We start from the raw sequence: 20476 nt of genomic DNA on the forward strand, positions 1-20476 counted from the left end.
ACTGTGGATCCCTGGACCCGGGTTCAATTCCCGGACCCGGCCTATCCTCACAATGTTTCTCATGCAGTGCTGGAACCTGCCCGGGCCGTGAGATTGCCTGTTGGTACGGCCTGGAACGGTTGCCATTTACAGGTCCCCGGGCATGCACCCGCAGTTCATAACAGTTACAGGCATGCCGCTCATGTGGGTCCATCCTCTCCCTGTTCCACGTGCCGTTCCACCGTCCATGGGGCTTAGACCACTGGACATGTTTAAGCCGCCCCCCGATCCATGGGGGGGCCATCCATGGAGTACAGGGATATTCAGGTCGAAGTCGAAGGCCGGGCCATGACCATCCGCCTGAACAGGCCGGACAGGCTCAACGCCCTCGGCTCAAGGATGAGGCAGGAACTCATTGATGCTCTTGGCCAGAGGGCACCAGGGGGGGATGGGATCAGGGCCGTGATACTGACAGGGTCGGGAAACGCATTCTCCAGCGGTGCAGACATAAGGGAGAACACGGGAAAGCCAACAAGGGACATCATCGTGAAAGACCTCAGGGATTCATTCCACGTGATAGCGAAACTGATAAGGGACAGCGACAGGATATTCATAAGCGCAGTCAACGGTGTTGCAGCTGGGGCAGGCATAAGCATAGCTCTACTGTGCGACATGGTATTCGCCTCTCCCTCGGCAAGGTTTGTGACCGCCTTCCAGGACATAGGCCTGGCACCAGATACAGGCCTGAGCTACATACTGTCCAGGGCCTCAGGCAGGAGGTTCGCAGGCCAGCTGATAATCGGCGGGGAGTTCTCCGCAGCAGAGGCGCAGGAAGCAGGCCTGCTCAGGGTAGTGAACGACCCTGTGGCTGCTGCCAGGGAGGCGGCCAGGAAGGTATCTGAGGGGGGGCCCTTCCTTGCATATGTAAAGGCGAAGAGGCTAGTCAACAGATCGCTCTTCTGGGACTTCGAGGAATTCCTGACGTACGAGGCCCAGCAACAGGCAGACCTGGCTGAAACCCATGACTTCCTGGAGGGCGTGACTGCTTTCAGGGAAAAAAGGAAGGCTGTGTTCAGTGGGACCTGAATCCACAGTCACTACTTTGGCACGATCCTTACCACGTTGCTTCCCCCCCTGATGACAACGGTGCCTAGCTTCCTCGTGACGTTCTCACCGCTCTCCTCCACGTCCTCGAGCACCATGTTCATGTGCTCGTCATAACCAGTCAGCGTGCCCTCAAGCACCCTGTTGTCCTTCAGGAGCAGTGAAACCTGCCTGTTGAGGCTCTCCTCAAGCATCTTCATCGGCATTATCATTGCGATCCCTCAGTTATACTCATCATCATCTAAATTTTCCTCACGGCTCATGATCACCTGTATGAGTCCCCTCAGGACCTCCTTCACATCATCCAGCTCCTTCCTCATGCTGGAGAGCTCGTTGGACAGCCTCTCCATCTCCTTCTCCCTCTGAGAGGTGTTTCCCTTCATCACACATCACCAAACTTAAGGACGTTTCCATAGTCGTCCGCCACTTTCCTCATCTCCACCCTCTCACAGTTCTCACAGTAGAGCACTGAATTCTTCATTACCAGGGGGATTCCTGCACCTGCTGCAAAGAGACCTTATCACTCCATATCTCTTCCCGTATATTGATATTTCGATTTCATGGTTGCTCCTTATCACCTTCCCCCCTGACCAGGTCGCCTATGAGGAAGGGTGCGCCCGTGGTGTCCGGCTGCCTTCCATGTGGCTGGAGTATCCTGATGACCCCCTCCGCCGATACAGGCACGAGGCCAAGGTCGTTCCTGTAGACACCCACTATCCTGACATCCGCGAACCTCTGCTCCACCTTGACTATCTGTCCGTAGACTACGTCACCGTTCCTGATCTTTACGTTCACCTTCTTCGGTATCACGCTGACTGTCAGTGACTTCTCGTCCCTGTGCACCGTACCGCTCACAAGGGCAGTGATCAACCCGTTGTTCTCCACAGTGTTCTCACCCGGCAGGTACTCCTCCGCAGTGCATATCACATCGCCGGGCAGAACAACGGTGCCCTCAGCATCACTCTTAACGCTCTCCATCAGCACTCTTTCTCCGATACCTGCAGGTGATCTCAATTCAAATTTATTAAATTTTGAGTCGGCCTGCACGGGCAAATGGCAAAGTAAGTATCCAGCCTCGCGTTGCACCAGCGTGGGCTGATGTTCCAGGACGACGCATTCTTCGGGTACGCCAGGGCAGGCAGCATAGACGGGCACACACAGTACCCTGTGGTCCTCGATACAGAGAGAGATGTGAAGGTCACCGGCGATACCATCGAAGTCTTAGGGGGGGAGAGGTTCAGGGTAAGCTTCAACGCACCGCTCGCATCCACGCTGTCTGCAGGCTACCAGGTCTCAGGCGACATAGTCCTCCTATACTCTGGTTACGAGGGCCTCCAGAGGCCCGGCAGGCTCATGAGGGTCCTCAGGGAAATAAGGTCGAAATACGGCTTTTCCAAGCTCGTGTACCTGCAGGGCCCGGTAGACCCCCTACACCGCCCCCCCGGTGCTCACATACCTCGGCATATCGATATTCGACGACTTCAACGCAAGGCTGGAGGGCATGAATGGAGTGAGGTACACGCAGCTGGGCAGGCTCGAGGTGGGTGAGGATGTGTCGGAGTGGAACTCAAAGTACCTTAAGGAGACAGTTGGCCTGCTCAGGGGTGCAATAATAAGGGGCACACTGAGGGAGGCCGTGGAGAAGGTGGCAGCATCCTCAAGGGGGGGACTAGAACTCCTCAGGCGCTCTGACGCAGCCTACGGTGAATTCGAGCAGGTCTTTCCCAGGAGGACTAAATACATCCTGTCCAACTCACTGGAAGCACTCTACAGGCCTGACCTAGTTCGCTACAGGGAATACATCAGGTCCTCTTACGTGAGGCCACAGGGATGGGACGTGGCGCTCCTCATACCATGCTCTGCTAGGAAGCCGTACTCTTCGTCGTCCACCCACCGTAGGATAGAGGAGTTCATAGGTGATATAGACCGCGGTCTGCACAGGGTCGTCATAACTTCTCCGGTCGGTGTGGTGCCCATAGAGCTGGAGGAAACATACCCTCCGAGGTTCTATGACATCCCGGTCATCGGCCACTGGTATGAGGACGAGAAGATGATGATAAGGGACACCCTGGTGGACTTCCTCTCACGCAACCAGTACAGGGCGGTTGTGGTGTTCGTGGATGAGGACCTGGCCTTCCTCTCAGACTACGTGCCAGGGGGGGCTCAGAGATCATAATAGGGGGGGACATCAGGGACGAGAGGAACCTCAGGGCGCTGAGGGAGAGGCTCCTTTCCCTGCTTCCAGGCAAGGGAGAGAGCATTGAGAGGGAGACCAGGGAAAAGTACCAGTCCATCATGCGGTACCAGTTCGGCGACTGGATCCTGCCATACCTCAGGGAAGCAAGGGTCGTGAGGCAGTTCAACCAGGACATGCTCGTGGTGAACGGGAAGCCCTACCTGGTCTACAACAAGGATATGGGCAAATTCACGGTACACAGGAATGCGGCCAGCATCTTCGTGGAGAACTCAAAATTCCTGGTCGGCATAGATGATTTCAAGCCCACCGCCAACGTGTACGCCGTCGGTGTAAGGTCTGCAACCGAGGACATCAGGCAGGAGGACGAGGTCGTCATACACCATGAGGGTGAGGTCAGGGGGGGGAGTGGGCATAGCCAAGATGCCGTACCAGGCCATGGTGCAGCTGAAGAAGGGGGGGGATCGCTGTCAAGGTGCGCAACTGATCGAGAGGAGGGAGCGCAATAAAAAAATTTATATAGATGCCTGTTAGCTTCGCCACGTTCACCAAGAAAGCCATGGCAATGTTTGCTGTTGGCCTGGTCCTAGCTGCAGGTGCGGTCATTCTGGCGCACATAGAGTATCCCGAAAGGACAAACCTCCCCCTGATAAACGGCCAGCCACCGCAGCTCAGGCGGTACTTTGAAAACCAGACGCTTGATGCCGGGGGGGGCCTGGGCCAGGATTCCACATCGTTCAACGTTGCCAGCAATGGCACTGTTTACATCCAGGGGGTACATCACCAACTCGTCCGACGGTGCGCCGATCACCGACACTGTGGTCTACGCCGCTATCTTCCCCCCCTACCTCGGGTCTTCGCCCGTCAATTCCCACGGTTTCTACAGGATCGTGATGACAGTCATCGGCTCCGGCAAGATAGCCTTCAAGGTGCCGTTCTTCCAGCCTAGGTACGAGATCGTATCCTCTGTTATGGACAGCACGGTGTGGCTCAACATGTCCATGGAGCCGGAGCCAGGTACCCTATAACCGGGACCACGGTGAACTCCCAGGGCCAGTATGTGCAATGTGACCATAGACTTCGTGAACCAGTACCAGCAGGTGAACACGCAGAGCAATCCAGCGGGGGGGGCTTTTTCAGTGGGCGTACCGGTGGGGGGGAACTACACGATCATAGTGCTCAAGAGGGGGGGTTCTCAACGGTGCCCAGCCCGGAGTACCTGAACGTTTCAAGCTCGGCCATGAGGGTCACGATCAGGATGTCAGCTGACAGGGCCCCGGTGTTCAACGTGACCGGTTTCGTGCTGAGCCAGAACGGGACACCATTACAGGGTGCAACCGTCCTCGATACAGTTACCGGCTCATCCTCTTACAGTTCTGTGAATGGCTATTACAGCGTTGGGGGGGCTTCATACGGGGGGGAAAATTCAATAGTGGCCTATAAGCCAGGTTATGGTGAGGGAGCTGCACCTCCGCTATTCGTCACATCCAACATGACGGATGTGAACATAACCCTGTACCCGGGGGGGAACCCGTTCTACGGAAGCGCCACCGGGTCTGGAAGCGGCTGGGCAGCCTTCTCCGGCTCCAACGCCTCCCAGGCGGGAAACGTCTCCTCATACCTCTCGGGCCACCAGTCGGATGTCTCTGCCGGGGGGGACTTCATAAACGCCACGCTCTATGGGTACATAAAGGACACCAACAACTCCATGCCCGTGGGCTACACGAACCTCTCCTTCGTGGCCGAAATAGCGGGAAAGACATACTTCGAGGATGTGGAGACGAACAGCACCGGCTTCTATGCCATAGGGATATCTGAGATGGGCAACTACACCATTGCTGTGGTGAACCGCTCATACGCCCAGGAGTTTGTCAATGTGGATATGAGGGGAAACCTTGAGCTGAACCTCTCCCTGACTCCCTACAACCAGTTCGTCCAGAGTTTCACCGTGAAGGTCTACAACGGGGTGGACAGGCTCCCAGTGTCGCCGGTAAACGCATCGTTCTCGTACGAGCCTTACAGCCCCCCCTTCAAGTCTGTCCCTGTGAATTATACCTCCCCCCCGTCCTTCAGGTTCTACGCTGTTCCGGGCCAGTACACCGTCAGGGTGTGGTCACCGGGCTACCAGGCAGATTACGTGAACGTGACAACGGGCCACTCGTACACGGTCTACCTGGAGCCTGCATCCTCCATAGCAGCGTCGTCGTTCATCTGGAACGGGAGCTATACAGGCGTGCCGGGCATATACCCGGTCCAGGTCAGTGACAATGCATCCAGCCAGTCTCCGGCCTCCTCCCCGGGGGGGAACTCGACGGTATACATCCGCCTATACAACGCTTCCAGCGGGCAGGCGCTTGCTAACACGCCCTTCATCCTTTTCCTGGGCACTTCCGGGGGGGAGATATACCAGCTGAACGGCAACACAAACTCCTCGGGTGAGTTCCCGATACACTTCTACTACTCTGGCACCTTCAGGGCCTACGCACTTTCTGGATTACGTATCGGCGGGGGGGTTCAGCATAAGCTCGCCTTCCGGCGTAGTGCAGGTACCTATGTACCCGAGGACCCTGCACACACTGTATGTGGACGTGTACAACAACTACCCTGTGAAGTACAGTGGTGACGGGATCCCGGTCGATTACCTGAACGAGACCTACTACAGCTACCTACACATCACCTGGTCGGGTGCTTCCATGGATGGCAACAGCACCCTCTTCGATTTCACCCTCCCGTCTGGGAACTACTCCTTCGAATACAGCAACATCAACTTCACAACAGGATACCTGAATATCTCGCTTTCAGGCAGCACTGAGGGAAAGATCGGTGTCTCACCTTACCTGATCGTTGTGAACTACTCCTCCATGTACTCGTGGCATATGTACTATGGTCTGCACTCAGAATCCTTTGCTGGGGGGGCAACGGCACCGCCTATGAGGAGACACAGGCAGGCGTGGAGTACGTGAGCATTTACAGCAACTCTACTGAGGTTTTTGGCCACTACTTCGACCTCACTCCCTCGGCGAGTATCCTGGGCCTGCACTTCACCCTAGTTAACAGCACCCTCGAACTGGGCATGAACAGGACCTTCAGCCTGAACGGGACTTACTATGAATCCGTGTTCAATTTCGCACTGAACCAAACGCAGGTCCGTTATATAACGTCAATATGGTTCCCATCTGATAGCGTGACAAGTATATACGTGGGGGGGAATTCCAGCGTGGGCTTCGCAAAGGTCAGGACGGTGCAGCCGTACGACATGACACTCTACAGCCTCTATAACGCTGCAAGGGTGAGCGGGGGGCGACACGATGAGGGTGGTGAGCACATACCCTGAATACCCGGAGATGGAAGCCGGAGTATTCCAGGTGAACGTTTCGTACAGCCTTCAGGTGGTGAGCTAATGGCTCCGTTCTTCAGGAGGAATAGGGAAGAGAAGGAGCGCAGCGTGGAGAGGGTTGTCGAGGTCAAAACTGTCGGCGACATCCCTCCGGTTGTGGAGACCAGGAAATTGACGGGCGACGGGGGGGAGCTAAAAGAGGCCTCCGTGAAGGCATACAAGTATGCCAGGGACGATTTCTGCAGGTACTTCGGTGTATCAATGCAGAGGGGGCGAGGGCAACAGGCACTTCTTCATTCGCCTCCTCAGGGATATCGGGGTGGATGTGCCGGAGGAGGCACTTGTAGACTCGAAGGCACTCACCACTGCCATAGCCGAATCGCAGGACAGGGTGGACGAGAAGTCAAGGCCCAGGTACAACGCCGTGAGGAAACTCGTCTCCATATACCTGGACTTCTACGAAACATCCAGGTTCTCCAGCGGGGAGCAGATCAGCGGGGAGCAGCTGGTCGAGAGGCTCATGGACTTCTACAACTACCTCGATATCATGAAACTGTACTTCCCGGACACCGGGACGGGGGGGAGGGGGGGTGGCGGATGAGCAGTATCCTGGCCTCTGCATGGGCTACGTTCCTGAACAACATGCGCGTTGATCCGTACATTTCACTCCGCTTCCTTTTACCTGTAGCCCTGGTCACCATTGTTGTTGTTGCCCTCAGGCTCAGGGGGGGTGCGGTTACCAGGCCAGATGCCTCCCCCCCGGGCACCGGCCAGAGGGAGGAGGTATTCGCCGTGCCGGGGGACTACCTTACAGTGAACCTGAAGCAAGCGGTTTCTGGCAACTACGAGTTCTTTATCAGGAGGATGTCCGGAGACATAGAGGCCGTGAGGTCACTGGTGGCCCAGTTCCAGGAGTGTGCCAGGAACTACAGCAGGTTCAAGGCCATGTCGTCTTCTCCCTTCAGGAGGAGGCGGGAGAGGGGGGGCAAGGAGGGGGGGGATGGCCAGGGAGTTTGAGAGGATGATGGATACGTACAGGGCCATCATGGGCAGGAGGTTCACAGTTATAGAGGTGGGGGGGCACGGGGGGGCTGGTGATGAACGTGTCGGTTGAGAGTGAGGAGATAAGACCTGAGAGACTGAGGGACACTGTGCATGAAACGATAGAGGGCATATCGAAGAAGGTCATAGGTTCACGCAGGGTGGCAAGGTTCATGTTCATAGCACTGCTAAGCGGCAACCACATCCTCCTCGAGGGTGTGCCTGGCCTTGCGAAGACCATGCTGGCCAGCGAGTTCGCGCGCAGGCTGTGCATGGACTTCAAGAGGATCCAGTTCACCCCCCCCGACATGCTCCCGTCGGACATAACGGGCTCGCTGGTCTTCAACCTTGAGGCCAGGCAGATGGAGTTCAGGAAGGGACCCGTGTTTGCAAACGTGCTCCTTGCAGACGAGATCAACAGGACACCCCCCCTAAGGTGCAGTCTGCCCTGCTGGAGGCTATGGAGGAGAAGCATGTGTCCGTTGGTGGCCAGATACACCCTGTGCCGGAACCGTTCTTCGTGATAGCGACACAGAACCCCATAGAGCAGGAGGGCACTTTCCCGCTTGCGGAGGCGCTCCTTGACCGTTTCCTCTTCCGGTATATCCTTACCTACCCGTCAAGGGAGGAGGAGGTCCAGATACTGAGGAGTCTGACCCTGCAGGAGGAGGACGAGGCAGGCCTGGACGCACAGAAGATACTGGCAATAAGGTCCATGGTGAAGGGAGTTTATGCCTCAGAGGAGATCATGAACTACATAGTGGACATAATTAGGGCGACGAGGAGCCATGAAATGGTCTTTGTGGGTGCATCACCCAGGACCACTGCAAAGTACCTGATGGCTGCCAAGGCAAACGCCATGCTCAGCGGCAGGGAATACGTTATACCCGAAGACGTCAGGTTCATGGCGAAGGAGATGCTCAACCACAGGATAGTGCTGAAGCCAGAGGTCCTGGTGGACAGCGATAGCGACCCTTATGCGCCTGTAATGAGGACTATTGAAAGCATAATATCGGGAGTAGAATCGCCAGTATGATCAGGAAGTCAGGCCTGGTCCTTCTGTCAGCGCTAGCCTTCGAGCTCCTCGAATCCCTCTTCCTCGGGTACGGGTACTACATAATAGTTGCCGCGGTGCTCTTCTTCGTCGTATCATCGGAGGTCCTCATATACAACGTGTCCTACTCCAGGGACCTCTGGAGGCTCAACGTCACCAGGACCGTGTCGGGCAGGCTCAGGAAGAACAGGAGCTGCAGCGTGACGCTCTCTTTCACAAACCCTACCACCAGGCACCTGCGCTTCTCCTTCTCGGAGTCTCTGCCGGACGTGTTTTATGTTGAGGGTGACAGCAGCGGTTCCTACACGATCCCTCCCGGAGCATGTGGAGTTCACTTACAGGCTGAGGCCGATGGCCATAGGCCTCTACTCCATTGGCCCAACCGTTGTCCAGACCCAGGACGCCTTCGGCCTGTGCCTGGACGTGAGGGATATCCGGAACACGCAGGAGGTCAAGGTGGCCCCCCCTCCATTGCAGACGTCCACTCGCAGAGGAGCGAGCTGATGAGCAACATAGTCTTCACCATGGGGGGGTCCACTACTCAAGGAAGGTTGGCCAGGGCTACGACTTTTACGGGATAAGGGAGTACCAGGAGACGGACGACTACAGGTACGTGGCGTGGTCGAGGTTCGGGATGGTTAACGGTGAAGACATATACATAAAGCAGATGGAGGAAGAGAGGCAGCTGGACGTTGTCTTTGTCCTTGACTATTCGGATGCTGCCAACATAGGTGCAAGGGACAGGAAGGTATTTGACAGGATGGTGTCCTCGGTGATAAACTGTGCTTACTCCATTGTCAGGAACAGGGATGGTGTCGGCTTCCTGCTGTTCCATGGGGGCAGGAAGGTGCTAATAGAGCCGAGGCGCTCCAGGGAGCCCATTGAGGAGCTGGAAAGGCTAGTGTCCGGGATCAGGCCGGCAGGCTCCTTTAATTTAGAACAGGCAATAGAGGAGGCGCAGGACATGGTGAAGAAGGACGCACTCCTCTTCCTCATTAGCCCGCTGGCACACGCTGAATCGCTTAACTTCAAGCAGAGGATAAAGCACAGGAGCGGGAAGAGGGTCTTCGTGTTCATCATCGACCCATCTGCGTCCGTTGAGATCCCGGGTTCAGGGCCAGAGAGGAGGCTTGCGCTCGGCGTGCTTATGAAGCACAGGAAGGATCTCGAGGCCATCAGGCAGTTCCTGGCCGGCAATGGGGTCAGGGCCAGGGTGGTGGACATGAACCACCTTCTCCTGGCGATGTCATCGGAGTACAGGTACGGGAAGATATCCGTGCCGGGGTGATGGATATGGACAGAGTGCGCCTTGTGAACTTCCTGGTCTTCATGCCCGCCTATGTGATGATCGTTTACGTGTGGCGCTATGCCTTTTCCTCATCCCAGGAAATAATGACCGCTTCCATCATGGCACTTCCATTCCTCTCGTACATTTCAGGCAGCAGGTACAGGGGCCGGGTTTACCTGGCCTACGCGCTTGCACTCTCGCTCCTGGTACTCAACACAGTGGTCATGGAGGTGAGCCCTTACAGCGTGAAACCGTTTTCCAGCCTTGTGATACCCCCCCTGGACACACAGGATCTGGTGAGCATCTCCCTGGGCGCCTCCTGGGTATTCGTTGTTGAGGGCGTCCTTTCAGTCCGCCTGGCCAGGACGGTAACGCTGTTCACGCTGGCCGTTGGAGACCTGCTGGAACAGAGCGTGGCCGTTGCACTGATGGCCTCGATGGGCTCCAGCTACCTCTACGCTTACGCAACAGCGTCTGTGGAGGAGGCCCTCTCTATATATTCGCTCATAGTGCAGGGGGGGGACAGCAGCTTCTCCCGCTTGCCAACGTGCACCTGCCGGTGACGGGGGGGTACCTCCTCCCCCCCGCATTCATAGTCTCAATAGGTGCGCTGGCGTTCCTCTTCTACTCGCACTCAGACAGGAGCGAGAGGTCCGCCCTGATGACAGGCAAGGCCTTCCTCTACGGCTCTGCGGTAGCAGTCATCACGTTCCTGGCTTACGATTACATGGAGAGGTACGGCTACCAGTTCATGGCACTTGGCACGGCAGTCCTTATCATTTTTGTCCTCCTCACCGTGACCTCCAGGAGAAAGGCAGAGTTCAATTAGTGCAAAACGTTGCACCAGGTATGTCCATAGCCATCAGAGACGCCATCATAGTCACACAGAACCGGGACAGGGAAGTCCTCAGGGGGGGAGACATACTTGTGGAGGGCGACAGGATAGCGCAGGTTGGGGGGGGTAGGGTTAGGGACAGCGTGGACATGGAGGTCAGGGTGGACGGGGGGGCCATTGCCATGCCCGGCCTCATAAACACGCACACACATGTGGCCATGGCACACCTGCGTGGCATGCTTGACGACATACCACTTGACACATTCCTTGAGAGGACATTCAGGCTGGACGCTGAGAGGACGGAGCGGGGGGGCCTCTACAACTCGGCCATGCTTGGCATCTACGAGATGCTGTCTTCAGGAACGACCACCTTTGTGGACCTTTACTATTCCGAGGATGTGATAGAGAGGGCTGTGGAGAAGTCAGGTATCAGGGCAGTCCTCTCCTGGGTGACCCTTGACCCGGACAAGACGACGCAGAGGGGTGACCCGGTGAAGAATGCCGAGCGCTTCCTCTCCGCAGTGCACGGGGGGGATAGGGTGAAGGCCTCGGTGGGTGTGCAGGGCATATATGTCGCGTCCGACGAGGTCTATATGAAGTCCAGGGAACTTGCGGAGAGGTTCGGCACGGTTGTGCACACTCACCTGGCGGAGACCAGGAAGGAGGTCTACGACTTCGTGAAGAAGACAAACGGGGGGGAGAGGCCAATAGAGCACCTGCACAGGATAGGATTTCTGAGCAACCGCACACTGGCGGCGCACTGTGTATGGGCCACGCTCAGGGAGGTGAAGATGCTGGCCAGTGCGGGCGTCACTGTCTCCTGGAACTCCGTGAGCAACTTCAAGCTCGGCGTCGGTGGAGTGCCCCCCCCTGTGCCCGAGATGCTGCAGAACGGCGCAAGGGTCACCATAGGCACAGACAGTAACGGCAGCAACAACTCACTTGACATGTTCGCTGCAATGAAGCACTCCTCTCTTGCGGTGAAGAACGAGAGGTGGGACCCCCCCTCTCTCCTTACGGCACAGCAGATACTGGACATGGCCACTGTGGTGGCCGCGGAGTCCCTGGGCCTCAGTGAAGTGGGGGAGCATTTCAGTTGGGAAGAAGGCCGACATAGTGGTACTGAGGGGCAGAGACCCGAACCTCTTCCCCCCCACCGTGACGGAGAATGCAGTGAGCAACATCGTCTACTCCGCCAACCCCCCCGGCAACGTGGACACTGTTATGGTGGGCGGGCAGCTGCTGAAGTCCGGTGGCAGGCTCCTCAGGGTCGACGAGGAAGTCTTCAGTGGCCCCCCCTTTGTGTGAGTATCTGTATCCTGAGGCGCCAGTGTGGAAAGTATTTTAACACTATATCAATAGGGTGCAGGAAAAGTTATGAGCTGGCAGGAAGCTGAGGTAAGGGAACTCAAGGTCGGAAAGTACATGTTAATTGATGACGCTCCATGCAGGATAGTGGAGATCACGATGTCCAAGCCAGGGAAGCACGGGGAGGCCAAGGGAAGGATCGTTGCCATAGGCGTCTTTGACAACCAGAAGAGGAGCGTCGTTTACCCGGTGAAACACAAGGTAAAGGTGCCGATAATAGAGAAGAAGACGGCACAGGTGCTCTCTGTGGCAAACAACGAGGCACAGCTCATGGACACAGAGACCTTTGAGACGTTCGTTCTGCCCATAGAGCCGGAGGATGCCGACAAGATCAAGCCTGGCATGGAGGTGCCCTATTGGGAAGCAATGGGCAAAAGGAAGATCATGCTTCAGAGCTAGCCGGCCTCTTCTCGCTCAGGAAACTCCCGGATGCCCAGTCGGACTATGCATCAGCCAGGTACGTTGTGCTGGGCGTCCCATTCGACAACACATCCAGTTACAGGAGGGGGGGCTCCAGGTTCGCTCCTGACGCCATAAGGAACGCGTACTGGAACCTGGAGTCCTTCGAGTTCCACTACGGCGTGAACATACCTGACGCATGATATACGATGCGGGAAACCTGTTCGAGAGCGAGGACGTCGAGGAAGTGATCGATTCTGTGGAGACCGCTGTCCGCTATGTATCTGCGGACGGCAAGGTGCCGATCCTCCTGGGTGGGGGGGAGCACTCCATTACTGTGGGTGCACTGCGCAACTTCAGGGACTGCGGCATGATAATAGTGGACGCACACTCCGACTTCAGGGACAGCTATATGGGTTCCAGGTTCAACCACGCGTGCGTTACCAGGAGGGCCCTGGAGCTCCTCGGGCCTGGGAGGATAGTGTCAGTTGGCACCAGGTCCGTCTCAAGGGAGGAGTTCGAGAGCGAAGAGTGGAAGGACGTCAGGTTCATCACGGCTGACGAGGTCAGGGAGAGGGGGGGCATAAGGGACGTCATAGGGGGGGAAATAAGGTCCATGGGCTTCAGGAGGGTCTACTTCTCCATAGACATGGACGGCATCGATCCCGCATACGCACCTGGCGTAGGAACGCCTGAACCGTTCGGCCTCACTGACCGCGATGTCAGGGAGCTAATAGGCGCGTTCGCAGGTATAACGGTGGCGTTCGACATAGTCGAGATAACGCCGGTCTACGACAACGGCAACACTTCGGTCCTTGCTGCAAAGTTCATCCAGGAGTTCATAGGGCAGAGGGAAAGGAAGGCCAGCAAAAACCATGATTTTAGAGGCCCAGCCTGCCCGCGAGATCCCTTCCCTTTGTTATCTCGATCCTGCACGGCGTTGGCAGTTTTATGGATGCCTTGTGGAGTGCCTCCTTCAGGGCCTTTGCCTGTGCCGCGTTTGTCCTAGCCACCATGATGACCTGGTTCGCGTGGACCCTGGCTGCCGTGCCCACGGGCCTGCCAAAGGCCGCTCTCATTCCGCTCGATATACGGTCAGCACCGGCCCCCCCGGTGGCCATCTTGTGCTCCCTCAGCACGTGGTGCGGGTAAGGCTTGATCTGCAGGTAGTAGTTGTCGTTGCCCGCGGCCTCGAGCATCCTCCTGTTGACGCTGATCCTTGCCGCCTCCAGGGCCGTGTGCCTGATCTGGCATGATTCCTTTGCGATCAGTACCATCTCGATATCGAAGTCCTTCTTCTGGTTTCCCTGTATGAAAGTTGTTATCTTCGGGTAAGGCACGCCGCCCATGAACTCCTTCCTCGTGTAGGCGGGCCCGGTGATCTTTGTGTACATTCTCGCTGGCTTTGTTACCATCGGTATCATCTGGGGGGGAATACCAGAGACTATAAAAATTGAACGGAGGCAGTGCATTATAATATGCCCTATCTATCTGCTGGCTGCAGCGGTGGTAACCTGTCACGCTTGGCACCCACGGGCAGCTCTGTCAGGCTTGTCCTCTCAAGCCTTTTCTTCGGGATAGGCTGGTTCGCACTCAGCTTTACCTTCCCACTTCAGGCCGTCAGGTTCGGGTTCAACTATTCGTTCACAGGCCTCGTGGGGGGGCTGATAGGCTCGCTGCCCTTCGTAATAGCAGCCACCATTTACCTCAGGTCCACTGACCGCATGATCGCCACAGGCATAAGCTCCACCCTTGATACTCTTCACCCTTTCGATAGTTTTCCAGTTCCTGGACAGGGCAAACTTCATACCTCTCGTGGTCGTTTCAAGCGTTGCGCAGGCTTTCTGGTGGGTATCTATCGAGGTCTCCCTCGGTAGCATGGAGGCCTCAGGGTCTGCAGAGAAGTACTCGGCAGCCTGGGGTGTGCCCAACGCTGCCGTGCCGCTGGTGGCCGGCTACATCATACAGTACACGGGCTTCAGGTACATGTACCTGGCGGGCACAGCCGCATTCCTCGTGTCATTCCTGACACTGCCCAGGCCCGCACATGTACCTCCAGGGCGCTCGAAATCGAACCCAAAGGCCAGGTACATAGTGCCACTGGCCTTCGCAGGCCTGGCCTCTGGCTTCCTGTACTATGTCTTCGTGCCCTACCTCAGGCTATCGCACTTCTCATACGGCACGATAGGGCTCCTGGTAGGCATCTACGGCATCTCCTCTGCTACCGGCTACGTCGCCCTGGTCTTCGTCAGGGGGGGAGCAGCGAGAGGGCCTACGCCGCATTATCCTCGGCCCTCGTGAGCTCTGTATCTGTCCTCTTTGCCACCAGGGACGTATTTGCCATCTTGCTTGCTCTTATAATTACCGGCTTCGGTGCCTCGTTTGCCATGTCAAAGATACTGGCATACATCTCGGAGAGGACAACACCGAGGCTCGGTGTATTCTACTACGAGACCTTCTTCGGGATAGCTTCGTCACGGGAGCATTCGGCATGGGCTCCATGCTCCAGTTCGCTGGAATACTCCCCCCCGTGGTCCTTTCGCTGCTCTCTCCATTAATTTACGTGGTGCTGTTATTCGCACTCTCGTGACTCAGGGGCGGCGCTGCCTCTCTATGAAGAACTGGTCAACGTTCGGGACCACCATCTCACTGCCGTCCACCACGTTACCGCATGACACGCAGACCAGGTTCATTTCCTGGTCCACATGGTATTCGAAGCTTCCGCACTGCGGGCAAGAGCTCCTCACCCAGGCCATCTCCACAGGGTTGCCTGTGCTGCCCTGGGCCTCTCAGCCATCCTGGCCTCACTGGCCTTCTCTTCCTTCACCTGCGCCCTGGCGTGGCCACGGCTGGCAAGTGAAAAGAGGGCGAAGAGCCCGATGAAGGCCCAGAGGAGAATGAAGAAGCTGGAGAGGAATGCGAAAACAGGCGACCTCTCGATGAAGATGTCAAAGGTGTTTATGGCTGTTATTGTGAAGTTAACGGCGAAGGACCTGATCATCCCGTACCTCAGGTATATGTAGTCGAGTATCAGGAACGTTATGAACCCCCCCAGGAGTGCCGAGTACACCCCCGGGTACGAAAAGTATGCCGGTACCAGTGCTGCTATGGAGGAGAGGGCGATGGCGCCCCCAGAAGCTCAGCCTTGGGTTTAGGAGGGCCTCTGAGACCTTCTCCCTCCTCGCAAGGGCATAGACAACCATGATCACTGTTACCGGGACCGCCTGCAGGAGCAGGGTCTCCACCAGTGTGGTGGAAGCGTCATAGAATACCTGCGCCGGGGGGGTTATGAAGCCGTCTATTGGTGAATACCCCAGGGAGGGGGGGTCATCGAACCTTATGATGACGCTCACAACCAGCTGCAGGAGGACGAAGGCCGCAAAGACAGAATAGAAGCTGCTCTGTGCCGGGCCGTCAAAAGACCTCACCTTCATCCTTCCAGGCATGAAGTTTGACAGGAGGAACAGGAGCAGGAGCGCAACGCAAAGTGCCACCACAAGCGAGACAGTGAAGGGGTCTGTGGGGAATGGTATTATTATGTACAGTGACGGGTCTGTGCTCGCTATGTACTGCCACGAATATACGGCAGCGGGTGCCTCGGCCAGGAAGAAGAGGAGCGCTATGAAGAAGGCCAGGAGCCCGAAGGCCTCCGAGACCCTCTCCATCAGCGGTACGCCCTCAGCCAGATCGCTCCCTCCTACTCCACATATAGTGTCAGTCTCTTGTTAAGCTTCCCCCCCTTCACCAGGGAGGTCTTGAACCTGATGCTCTTAAGCTCGTCGGTTGACCTCACCACTGTCCCGTATTCAACCTGTTCCGGTAGGTCACCGATCCTCACAAGCCTGATCTTTTCTCCCTCTGGCGGCCTGTTCCTCACCTGTGACATCAGCTCCTGATCTGCTATGAACTCCTCCCTGCTCTTCCATACGTACTCTGTTTTGAGCCCCCCCTTTGATATGATCTCGTTGCACTCTGCCTCAAGTGCCTTCACGAAGCTGTCGTCAAGGGCGTCGCTCTCAATGTCTATCCAGGCCTCGGTGTCGTAGGTCTGGTTGATCCTCGTCGTGGCCCTCAGGTCCCTGAATGCTATGGCGCTCACGATCCTCAGCGCGGTCCTGAACTTCATGTGGCCGTACCTCACATCCCAGTCAATCTCCTGGTAAACGGGCTTTCCCTTAATGTTGTCTGGGAACGTGTCATGGGACATCAGGTGCACATTTGTCCCATCGAACCATGCATCCACTATACCGTACTCCTTTCCGTCGATCACAACCTTGCCCCCCCTGTCATTGGGCTGCCCGTGGCCGGTGGGGGGAAGAAGACCGTCTGGTCAACGACGAGGTCAGTGAACTCGTTGAATATGACCTTTCCCTCACACTTGGTTGAGTAAGCATCGTCCAGGTACAGTAGTTTTGTCTCCTGCATACTGTAACGTAAAGGCAAAGGAGGTAAAAATAGATAGGGTAGAAAAATTAATCATAGCCAAGGGCATCGGCCAGGCGCTTGAGGGACGAAAACCTGGAGTTTCTGTACGGCCTAACAAGGGAAGGCGTGAAACTTGACCTTGAGGTGATGCGGGCATTCGACGACATGCTGGGCAACCCTCACAGGGCATACAGGACGATCCACATAACCGGGAGCAACGGCAAGGGATCCGTATCCGCGCTCCTCTACAACATAATGATGCAGAGGTTTCCTTCAGGCCTCTACACCTCCCCCGCACCTGATCGAGTTCAACGAGAGGATACTCTTCAACGACCGCTTCATACCTGATGAATACATAGTTTCCTTCATAGGGAAGTACAGGCCAGTGATTGAGGAACTGGCGAGGGAGAAGCGGAACCCTACCTTCTTCGAGACGACCACCGGGATGGCATTCAAGTACTTCAGCGACGCTGGCGCCAGGTTCGCGTCCATTGAGGTGGGCCTCGGCGGCAGGCTCGACTCAACAAACATAATAGAACCGGAGGTGAGCGTGATAACGAGTGTTGGTTACGAGCACGCGGACAAGCTCGGCTGCTCACTCACCTCTATATCCTATGAGAAGGGTGGGATAATAAAGCCTGGCAGGCCCGTTGTCCTGGGGGGGACAGGAAGGCTGAGGTCGTCGACACTGTCAGGCGCATATCGCAGGTGAGGAAGTCCAGGCTCTACCTGACGTGGAGGGATGTGAAGGTGAGCGATGTGCACCTCTCCCTGCAGGGCACAAGCTTCAGGGCCGAGACTGAGGGCGAGACCTACGATGTTGAGTCCCCCCCGCTTGTCGGCACATTCCAGGTAACCAACATAGGCACAGCGATACTGGCAGCGGAAGCGTCAGGGCAGTTCGACAGGCGCCAGATAGAGCAGGGCATCAGGGAGACCTTGTGGCCAGCGAGGCTGCAGAGGGTAAGGGACGAGCCCCCCCCGGTGGTTGTCGACTGCGCACACAACCCTCCTGCGGCCAACGCCCTGGTGCAGGCTTTCAGGCAGGTATCGCCCGATACCAGGCCAGTGCTGGTTGTGGGCATGCTGAAGGACAAGGACCACTTCTCATACATATCATCGCTCCGCTCCCTGTCAGACAGGATAATAGTGACTACTCCCTACGAGGAGAACAGGGCGGAGGACCCAGAGCACATAGCTTCCCTGGCAAGGCGGATTTACAGGGAAGTGAGGGTCATAAGGGACGCCCGGGAGGCATACGATTATGCACTTTCCCTGGGCACCCCCCCAGTGCTTGTGACGGGCTCCATATACCTGGTTGGGCACGTGATGGCCTGGGAGGGCGTGGACGTCAGACCATTCACCAGGAAAAAGGTGAAGCTGCTGGAATGAGACGGAAAAAAAGTATTTTGTACTGAACTGACGATTTCAACAATTACTTATGTCTCCCAATCCATTCCTTAAATACTCTGCCGAGAACTCCATAGTCCTGGGCGACCTCGGCTCACTGTCCAGCTCCTTTGTCCCGGAGAGCTTCCCGCATAGGGAAGGCCAGATTGATGCGATAGTGAAGGTGCTGAGCAGCATAATGAGGAACACCAGGCCCTCAAACATAATATTATACGGCAAGACTGGCACAGGCAAGACATCAGCTGCAAACCATGTGACAAGGATGCTGAAGGAGGCCGCAGGGGGGACAGGGTGGAGACGCTCTACTTCAACTGCCAGATATACGATTCGCCCTATTCCATCCTGGTCGCACTGGCCAACTCAATACAGGACAGCACATCGGGCTCCGTGCCCCCCCAGCTGGGCTGGCCCCCCCTGGACAGGATCTTTCAGGAGACCATGGCGAGGCTGAACAGGGCAAGGAGGTTCTTCGTTCTTGTGCTTGACGAGATCGATAAGATAGTGACAAAGAACGGTGGCGATTCCCTGTACGTCCTCCTGAAGCTCATAGACGAATCAGGTGAATCGAAGCTGTCGCTGATAGGCATAACGAACGACACGGGCTTCCTGGAGTTCCTCGATTCCAGGGTGCGCAGCAGGCTGAACCAGGAGAGCATATTTTTCCCTCCATACAACGCCACGGAACTCATAGACATAATATCGTTCAGGATTAAGGGAGTGGTGAGGCCGGGTAGCGTTGAGGACAGCGCAATAAACCTGTGCGCGGCCATTGGGGGGGCACAGGAGCACGGTGACGCCAGGAAGGCCCTGGACCTCATGAGGATAGCCATAGACATAGCGGTCAGGGAGGGCAAGCAGAAGGTAACTGAGAAGGAGGTCTACAAGGCCAGGGACAAGCTCGAGATGGACGTCATAAAGGAGGCCATATACACGCTGCCGTTACAGAGCAAGATCGTCATGCTGAGTGCTGTGGTGACACAGGAACAGGACACTGCCATGATGACGACCGGCCAGATATACGAGAACTACAGGAACATATGCGAGGAGATAGGGTACCCTGCGCTCACATCGAGGAGGGTGAGCGACCTCATTTCGGAGCTGGAGGACTTCGGTCTCCTCAGCGCGATGACGAAGAGCATGGGCAGGTACGGCCGGACGAGGCTCATCAGGGTTGTGGGCGACCACACTGTCATAAAGAACCACCTCCTTGAGGACGAGAACCTGGCCCATTTCAAGGGGGGGTCAAAGATACCGAAGCAGTCAAAGTTCGAGAACCTGGTGGAAGAAAATAGGAAGATATCGAGCCTGGACGACCTCTTCGGCGCCGAGCCCGATAAAAACTGATTCTCACGTCAATTCTGCCCTGCTGAACTCCCTCGTCTCCTCAACACCCATTATCACGACCCTTGTGCCGTTCTTCTCGGCCTCCACCTTGAACTTCTGCGGGTCCTGCTTGATCGCATCGAAGGTGTTGTAATGCATGGGTATGGTTACCTTGCTTCTGAGCATCTTCACTGCGTAGGCGGCCTCCCTGGGCGACATGGTGTAGAAGCCCCCCCTATGGGTAGCATGGATATCTGCGGCCTGTATAGCTCGCCTATGAGTTCCATGTCCTTGAAAACCCCCCGGTGTCTCCGGCGTGGTAGAGCGTGAAGCCGTTGTGTTCTATCACGAAGCCAGAGGCGGCACCGCCGTACTTCCCGTTGTAGCCTGTTGAGTGGTAAGCGGGCACTGCTGTGAACCTGATCCCGTTCACCTCCGTGGATCCGCTCAGGTTTATCCCTATCACCTGGACGTCCTTGTTCTCCTCGCCAAGTATCCATGCCAGCTCCACCATGGTCACTATGGGCGCTTTGTTCTTCCTTGCTATGTACACAGCGTCCCCAACGTGGTCAAAGTGTCCGTGTGAAATCACCACGCGTCCGCCTTTATGTCGTCCTTCTTTACCTTCGCCACGGGGGGGTTACCCTCTATGAAGGGGGGGTCCACAACTACCTTCTTGCCAGTATCTATGGTAAAGCATGCGTGTCCGTGCATGTCAG

The 20476-nt window shown here is 56.5% G+C and carries 26 protein-coding genes and 6 pseudogenes; 22 read left to right on the forward strand and 10 right to left on the reverse strand.

The window, feature by feature from the left end:
• Positions 1 to 285: 285 nt before the first annotated feature.
• Positions 286 to 1065, forward strand: a complete 780-nt coding sequence (locus tag JCM13583_RS10965) for an enoyl-CoA hydratase/isomerase family protein (RefSeq protein ID WP_075057728.1) — start codon at positions 286 to 288, stop codon at positions 1063 to 1065.
• Positions 1066 to 1076: 11 nt separating this feature from the next.
• Here JCM13583_RS10965 and JCM13583_RS10970 read toward each other — a convergent pair whose 3' ends face one another.
• The 3 genes from JCM13583_RS10970 to JCM13583_RS10975 all read right to left on the reverse strand — a co-directional run bounded on the left by JCM13583_RS10970 (position 1077) and on the right by JCM13583_RS10975 (position 2061).
• On the reverse strand, positions 1077 to 1295 hold the full coding sequence (locus JCM13583_RS10970; RefSeq protein ID WP_075057705.1) for an RNA-binding protein: 219 nt from the start codon (positions 1293 to 1295) through the stop codon (positions 1077 to 1079).
• A 9-nt stretch (positions 1296 to 1304) separates the two neighbouring features.
• On the reverse strand, positions 1305 to 1466 hold the full coding sequence (locus JCM13583_RS14270) for a hypothetical protein (protein WP_171823620.1): 162 nt from the start codon (positions 1464 to 1466) through the stop codon (positions 1305 to 1307).
• A gap of 175 nt (positions 1467 to 1641) precedes the next feature.
• On the reverse strand, positions 1642 to 2061 hold the full coding sequence (locus JCM13583_RS10975) for an exosome complex RNA-binding protein Csl4 (RefSeq protein WP_162509850.1): 420 nt from the start codon (positions 2059 to 2061) through the stop codon (positions 1642 to 1644).
• A gap of 120 nt (positions 2062 to 2181) precedes the next feature.
• On the opposite strand from JCM13583_RS10975, the gene JCM13583_RS10980 reads away from it, so the two are divergent.
• The 17 genes and pseudogenes from JCM13583_RS10980 to speB form a co-directional block, all read left to right on the forward strand.
• A complete protein-coding gene (locus JCM13583_RS10980; RefSeq protein WP_075057707.1) occupies positions 2182 to 2631 on the forward strand; it encodes a hypothetical protein in 450 nt (149 codons plus the stop codon).
• On the forward strand, positions 2528 to 3259 hold the full coding sequence (locus JCM13583_RS10985) for a DUF5591 domain-containing protein (protein ID WP_162509851.1): 732 nt from the start codon (positions 2528 to 2530) through the stop codon (positions 3257 to 3259). Before JCM13583_RS10980 ends, JCM13583_RS10985 begins: the two co-directional genes overlap by 104 nt.
• A gap of 119 nt (positions 3260 to 3378) precedes the next feature.
• Positions 3379 to 3786: a hypothetical protein gene (locus JCM13583_RS10990; protein ID WP_075057709.1), complete on the forward strand. Its 408-nt coding sequence runs from the start codon at positions 3379 to 3381 to the stop codon at positions 3784 to 3786.
• A gap of 243 nt (positions 3787 to 4029) precedes the next feature.
• Positions 4030 to 4305: a hypothetical protein gene (locus JCM13583_RS10995; protein WP_075057710.1), complete on the forward strand. Its 276-nt coding sequence runs from the start codon at positions 4030 to 4032 to the stop codon at positions 4303 to 4305.
• Positions 4306 to 4344: 39 nt separating this feature from the next.
• Entirely contained in the window at positions 4345 to 4500 is a 156-nt protein-coding gene (locus JCM13583_RS14275; protein WP_171823621.1) for a hypothetical protein, read from the forward strand.
• Complete coding sequence (locus tag JCM13583_RS11000) at positions 4479 to 5900, forward strand: hypothetical protein (RefSeq protein WP_075057711.1); 1422 nt, start codon at positions 4479 to 4481, stop codon at positions 5898 to 5900. The genes JCM13583_RS14275 and JCM13583_RS11000 overlap by 22 nt, the downstream gene beginning before the upstream one ends.
• A complete protein-coding gene (locus JCM13583_RS11005; RefSeq protein WP_075057712.1) occupies positions 5860 to 6240 on the forward strand; it encodes a hypothetical protein in 381 nt (126 codons plus the stop codon). Before JCM13583_RS11000 ends, JCM13583_RS11005 begins: the two co-directional genes overlap by 41 nt.
• Entirely contained in the window at positions 6228 to 6611 is a 384-nt protein-coding gene (locus JCM13583_RS11010; RefSeq protein WP_075057713.1) for a hypothetical protein, read from the forward strand. Before JCM13583_RS11005 ends, JCM13583_RS11010 begins: the two co-directional genes overlap by 13 nt.
• A gap of 226 nt (positions 6612 to 6837) precedes the next feature.
• On the forward strand, positions 6838 to 7215 hold the full coding sequence (locus tag JCM13583_RS11015; RefSeq protein ID WP_162509853.1) for a hypothetical protein: 378 nt from the start codon (positions 6838 to 6840) through the stop codon (positions 7213 to 7215).
• Positions 7212 to 7631 carry a hypothetical protein gene (locus tag JCM13583_RS11020; RefSeq protein ID WP_075057715.1) on the forward strand — a complete coding sequence of 140 codons (420 nt, stop codon included), beginning with the start codon at positions 7212 to 7214 and terminating at the stop codon, positions 7629 to 7631. Before JCM13583_RS11015 ends, JCM13583_RS11020 begins: the two co-directional genes overlap by 4 nt.
• Before the next feature lie 80 nt (positions 7632 to 7711).
• A pseudogene (locus JCM13583_RS11025) lies at positions 7712 to 8691 on the forward strand (MoxR family ATPase).
• 448 nt (positions 8692 to 9139) lie between these two features.
• Positions 9140 to 9997, forward strand: a complete 858-nt coding sequence (locus tag JCM13583_RS11035; RefSeq protein WP_162509854.1) for a DUF58 domain-containing protein — start codon at positions 9140 to 9142, stop codon at positions 9995 to 9997.
• Positions 9994 to 10560: a hypothetical protein gene (locus JCM13583_RS11040; protein ID WP_075057718.1), complete on the forward strand. Its 567-nt coding sequence runs from the start codon at positions 9994 to 9996 to the stop codon at positions 10558 to 10560. The genes JCM13583_RS11035 and JCM13583_RS11040 overlap by 4 nt, the downstream gene beginning before the upstream one ends.
• On the forward strand, positions 10557 to 10826 hold the full coding sequence (locus tag JCM13583_RS11045; protein WP_171823622.1) for a hypothetical protein: 270 nt from the start codon (positions 10557 to 10559) through the stop codon (positions 10824 to 10826). The genes JCM13583_RS11040 and JCM13583_RS11045 overlap by 4 nt, the downstream gene beginning before the upstream one ends.
• A gap of 20 nt (positions 10827 to 10846) precedes the next feature.
• Positions 10847 to 12140, forward strand: a pseudogene (locus JCM13583_RS11050) (amidohydrolase family protein).
• 69 nt (positions 12141 to 12209) lie between these two features.
• A complete protein-coding gene (locus JCM13583_RS11055) occupies positions 12210 to 12599 on the forward strand; it encodes a translation initiation factor IF-5A (protein WP_075057720.1) in 390 nt (129 codons plus the stop codon).
• A pseudogene (gene speB, locus JCM13583_RS11065) lies at positions 12557 to 13455 on the forward strand (agmatinase); the annotation flags it as partial. The gene JCM13583_RS11055 and the pseudogene speB, both read left to right, overlap by 43 nt.
• A gap of 25 nt (positions 13456 to 13480) precedes the next feature.
• Here the strand turns inward: speB and JCM13583_RS11070 are convergent.
• Positions 13481 to 14014: a 50S ribosomal protein L16 gene (locus JCM13583_RS11070; RefSeq protein WP_075057729.1), complete on the reverse strand. Its 534-nt coding sequence runs from the start codon at positions 14012 to 14014 to the stop codon at positions 13481 to 13483.
• A gap of 337 nt (positions 14015 to 14351) precedes the next feature.
• Here JCM13583_RS11070 and JCM13583_RS11075 point away from each other — a divergent pair, with 337 nt between their 5' ends.
• Both JCM13583_RS11075 and JCM13583_RS11080 read left to right on the forward strand, forming a co-directional pair.
• Positions 14352 to 14900 carry a hypothetical protein gene (locus tag JCM13583_RS11075; protein ID WP_075057722.1) on the forward strand — a complete coding sequence of 183 codons (549 nt, stop codon included), beginning with the start codon at positions 14352 to 14354 and terminating at the stop codon, positions 14898 to 14900.
• Positions 14897 to 15157, forward strand: coding sequence for a hypothetical protein (locus JCM13583_RS11080; protein WP_075057723.1), 261 nt, complete (start codon positions 14897 to 14899; stop codon positions 15155 to 15157). The genes JCM13583_RS11075 and JCM13583_RS11080 overlap by 4 nt, the downstream gene beginning before the upstream one ends.
• 33 nt (positions 15158 to 15190) lie before the next feature.
• Here the strand turns inward: JCM13583_RS11080 and JCM13583_RS14280 are convergent, their stop codons facing one another.
• Genes JCM13583_RS14280 through JCM13583_RS14285 form a run of 5 tightly spaced genes read right to left on the reverse strand, consistent with a single transcriptional unit; the run spans position 15191 to position 17024 of the window.
• Complete coding sequence (locus JCM13583_RS14280) at positions 15191 to 15346, reverse strand: hypothetical protein (RefSeq protein ID WP_171823623.1); 156 nt, start codon at positions 15344 to 15346, stop codon at positions 15191 to 15193.
• Positions 15343 to 15600, reverse strand: coding sequence for a hypothetical protein (locus JCM13583_RS11085; protein ID WP_075057724.1), 258 nt, complete (start codon positions 15598 to 15600; stop codon positions 15343 to 15345). The genes JCM13583_RS14280 and JCM13583_RS11085 overlap by 4 nt, the downstream gene beginning before the upstream one ends.
• Positions 15578 to 16264: a hypothetical protein gene (locus JCM13583_RS11090; protein ID WP_075057725.1), complete on the reverse strand. Its 687-nt coding sequence runs from the start codon at positions 16262 to 16264 to the stop codon at positions 15578 to 15580. The genes JCM13583_RS11085 and JCM13583_RS11090 overlap by 23 nt, the downstream gene beginning before the upstream one ends.
• Positions 16265 to 16296: 32 nt before the next feature.
• Positions 16297 to 16869 carry an alanyl-tRNA editing protein gene (locus tag JCM13583_RS11095; RefSeq protein WP_162509856.1) on the reverse strand — a complete coding sequence of 191 codons (573 nt, stop codon included), beginning with the start codon at positions 16867 to 16869 and terminating at the stop codon, positions 16297 to 16299.
• Positions 16866 to 17024 (reverse strand): hypothetical protein, encoded by a 159-nt coding sequence (locus tag JCM13583_RS14285; protein WP_171823624.1) that lies wholly within the window; start codon positions 17022 to 17024, stop codon positions 16866 to 16868. Before JCM13583_RS14285 ends, JCM13583_RS11095 begins: the two co-directional genes overlap by 4 nt.
• A gap of 147 nt (positions 17025 to 17171) precedes the next feature.
• On the opposite strand from JCM13583_RS14285, the pseudogene JCM13583_RS11100 reads away from it, so the two are divergent.
• Together JCM13583_RS11100 and JCM13583_RS11110 are read left to right on the forward strand one after the other, a co-directional pair.
• Positions 17172 to 18416, forward strand: a pseudogene (locus JCM13583_RS11100) (bifunctional folylpolyglutamate synthase/dihydrofolate synthase).
• A gap of 49 nt (positions 18417 to 18465) precedes the next feature.
• Positions 18466 to 19778: pseudogene (locus JCM13583_RS11110) on the forward strand (ORC1-type DNA replication protein).
• 3 nt (positions 19779 to 19781) lie between these two features.
• Here JCM13583_RS11110 and JCM13583_RS11115 read toward each other — a convergent pair.
• Positions 19782 to 20471: pseudogene (locus JCM13583_RS11115) on the reverse strand (metal-dependent hydrolase).
• Positions 20472 to 20476: the final 5 nt, after the last annotated feature.

Origin of the sequence: Thermogymnomonas acidicola JCM 13583 (assembly GCF_001316105.1) — an archaeon.
Taxonomy (GTDB): Archaea; Thermoplasmatota; Thermoplasmata; order Thermoplasmatales; family Thermoplasmataceae; genus Thermogymnomonas; species Thermogymnomonas acidicola.

Bases quoted from the DNA above. Each gene is read 5' to 3' on its own strand.
- JCM13583_RS11085 (WP_075057724.1), bottom strand. From the start codon at position 15,600: ATGATCAGGTCCTTCGCCGTTAACTTCACAATAACAGCCATAAACACC.
- JCM13583_RS11020 (WP_075057715.1), top strand. From the start codon at position 7,212: ATGAGCAGTATCCTGGCCTCTGCATGGGCTACGTTCCTGAACAACATG.
- JCM13583_RS10990 (WP_075057709.1), top strand. From the start codon at position 3,379: ATGCGGTACCAGTTCGGCGACTGGATCCTGCCATACCTCAGGGAAGCA.
- JCM13583_RS11015 (WP_162509853.1), top strand. From the start codon at position 6,838: ATGCCAGGGACGATTTCTGCAGGTACTTCGGTGTATCAATGCAGAGGG.
- JCM13583_RS10970 (WP_075057705.1), bottom strand. From the start codon at position 1,295: ATGATAATGCCGATGAAGATGCTTGAGGAGAGCCTCAACAGGCAGGTT.
- JCM13583_RS10995 (WP_075057710.1), top strand. From the start codon at position 4,030: ATGGCACTGTTTACATCCAGGGGGTACATCACCAACTCGTCCGACGGT.
- JCM13583_RS10965 (WP_075057728.1), top strand. From the start codon at position 286: ATGGAGTACAGGGATATTCAGGTCGAAGTCGAAGGCCGGGCCATGACC.
- JCM13583_RS14270 (WP_171823620.1), bottom strand. From the start codon at position 1,466: ATGAAGGGAAACACCTCTCAGAGGGAGAAGGAGATGGAGAGGCTGTCC.
- JCM13583_RS14285 (WP_171823624.1), bottom strand. From the start codon at position 17,024: ATGCAGGAGACAAAACTACTGTACCTGGACGATGCTTACTCAACCAAG.
- JCM13583_RS10980 (WP_075057707.1), top strand. From the start codon at position 2,182: ATGTTCCAGGACGACGCATTCTTCGGGTACGCCAGGGCAGGCAGCATA.
- JCM13583_RS11055 (WP_075057720.1), top strand. From the start codon at position 12,210: ATGAGCTGGCAGGAAGCTGAGGTAAGGGAACTCAAGGTCGGAAAGTAC.
- JCM13583_RS10975 (WP_162509850.1), bottom strand. From the start codon at position 2,061: ATGGAGAGCGTTAAGAGTGATGCTGAGGGCACCGTTGTTCTGCCCGGC.
- JCM13583_RS11090 (WP_075057725.1), bottom strand. From the start codon at position 16,264: ATGGAGAGGGTCTCGGAGGCCTTCGGGCTCCTGGCCTTCTTCATAGCG.
- JCM13583_RS11070 (WP_075057729.1), bottom strand. From the start codon at position 14,014: ATGGTAACAAAGCCAGCGAGAATGTACACAAAGATCACCGGGCCCGCC.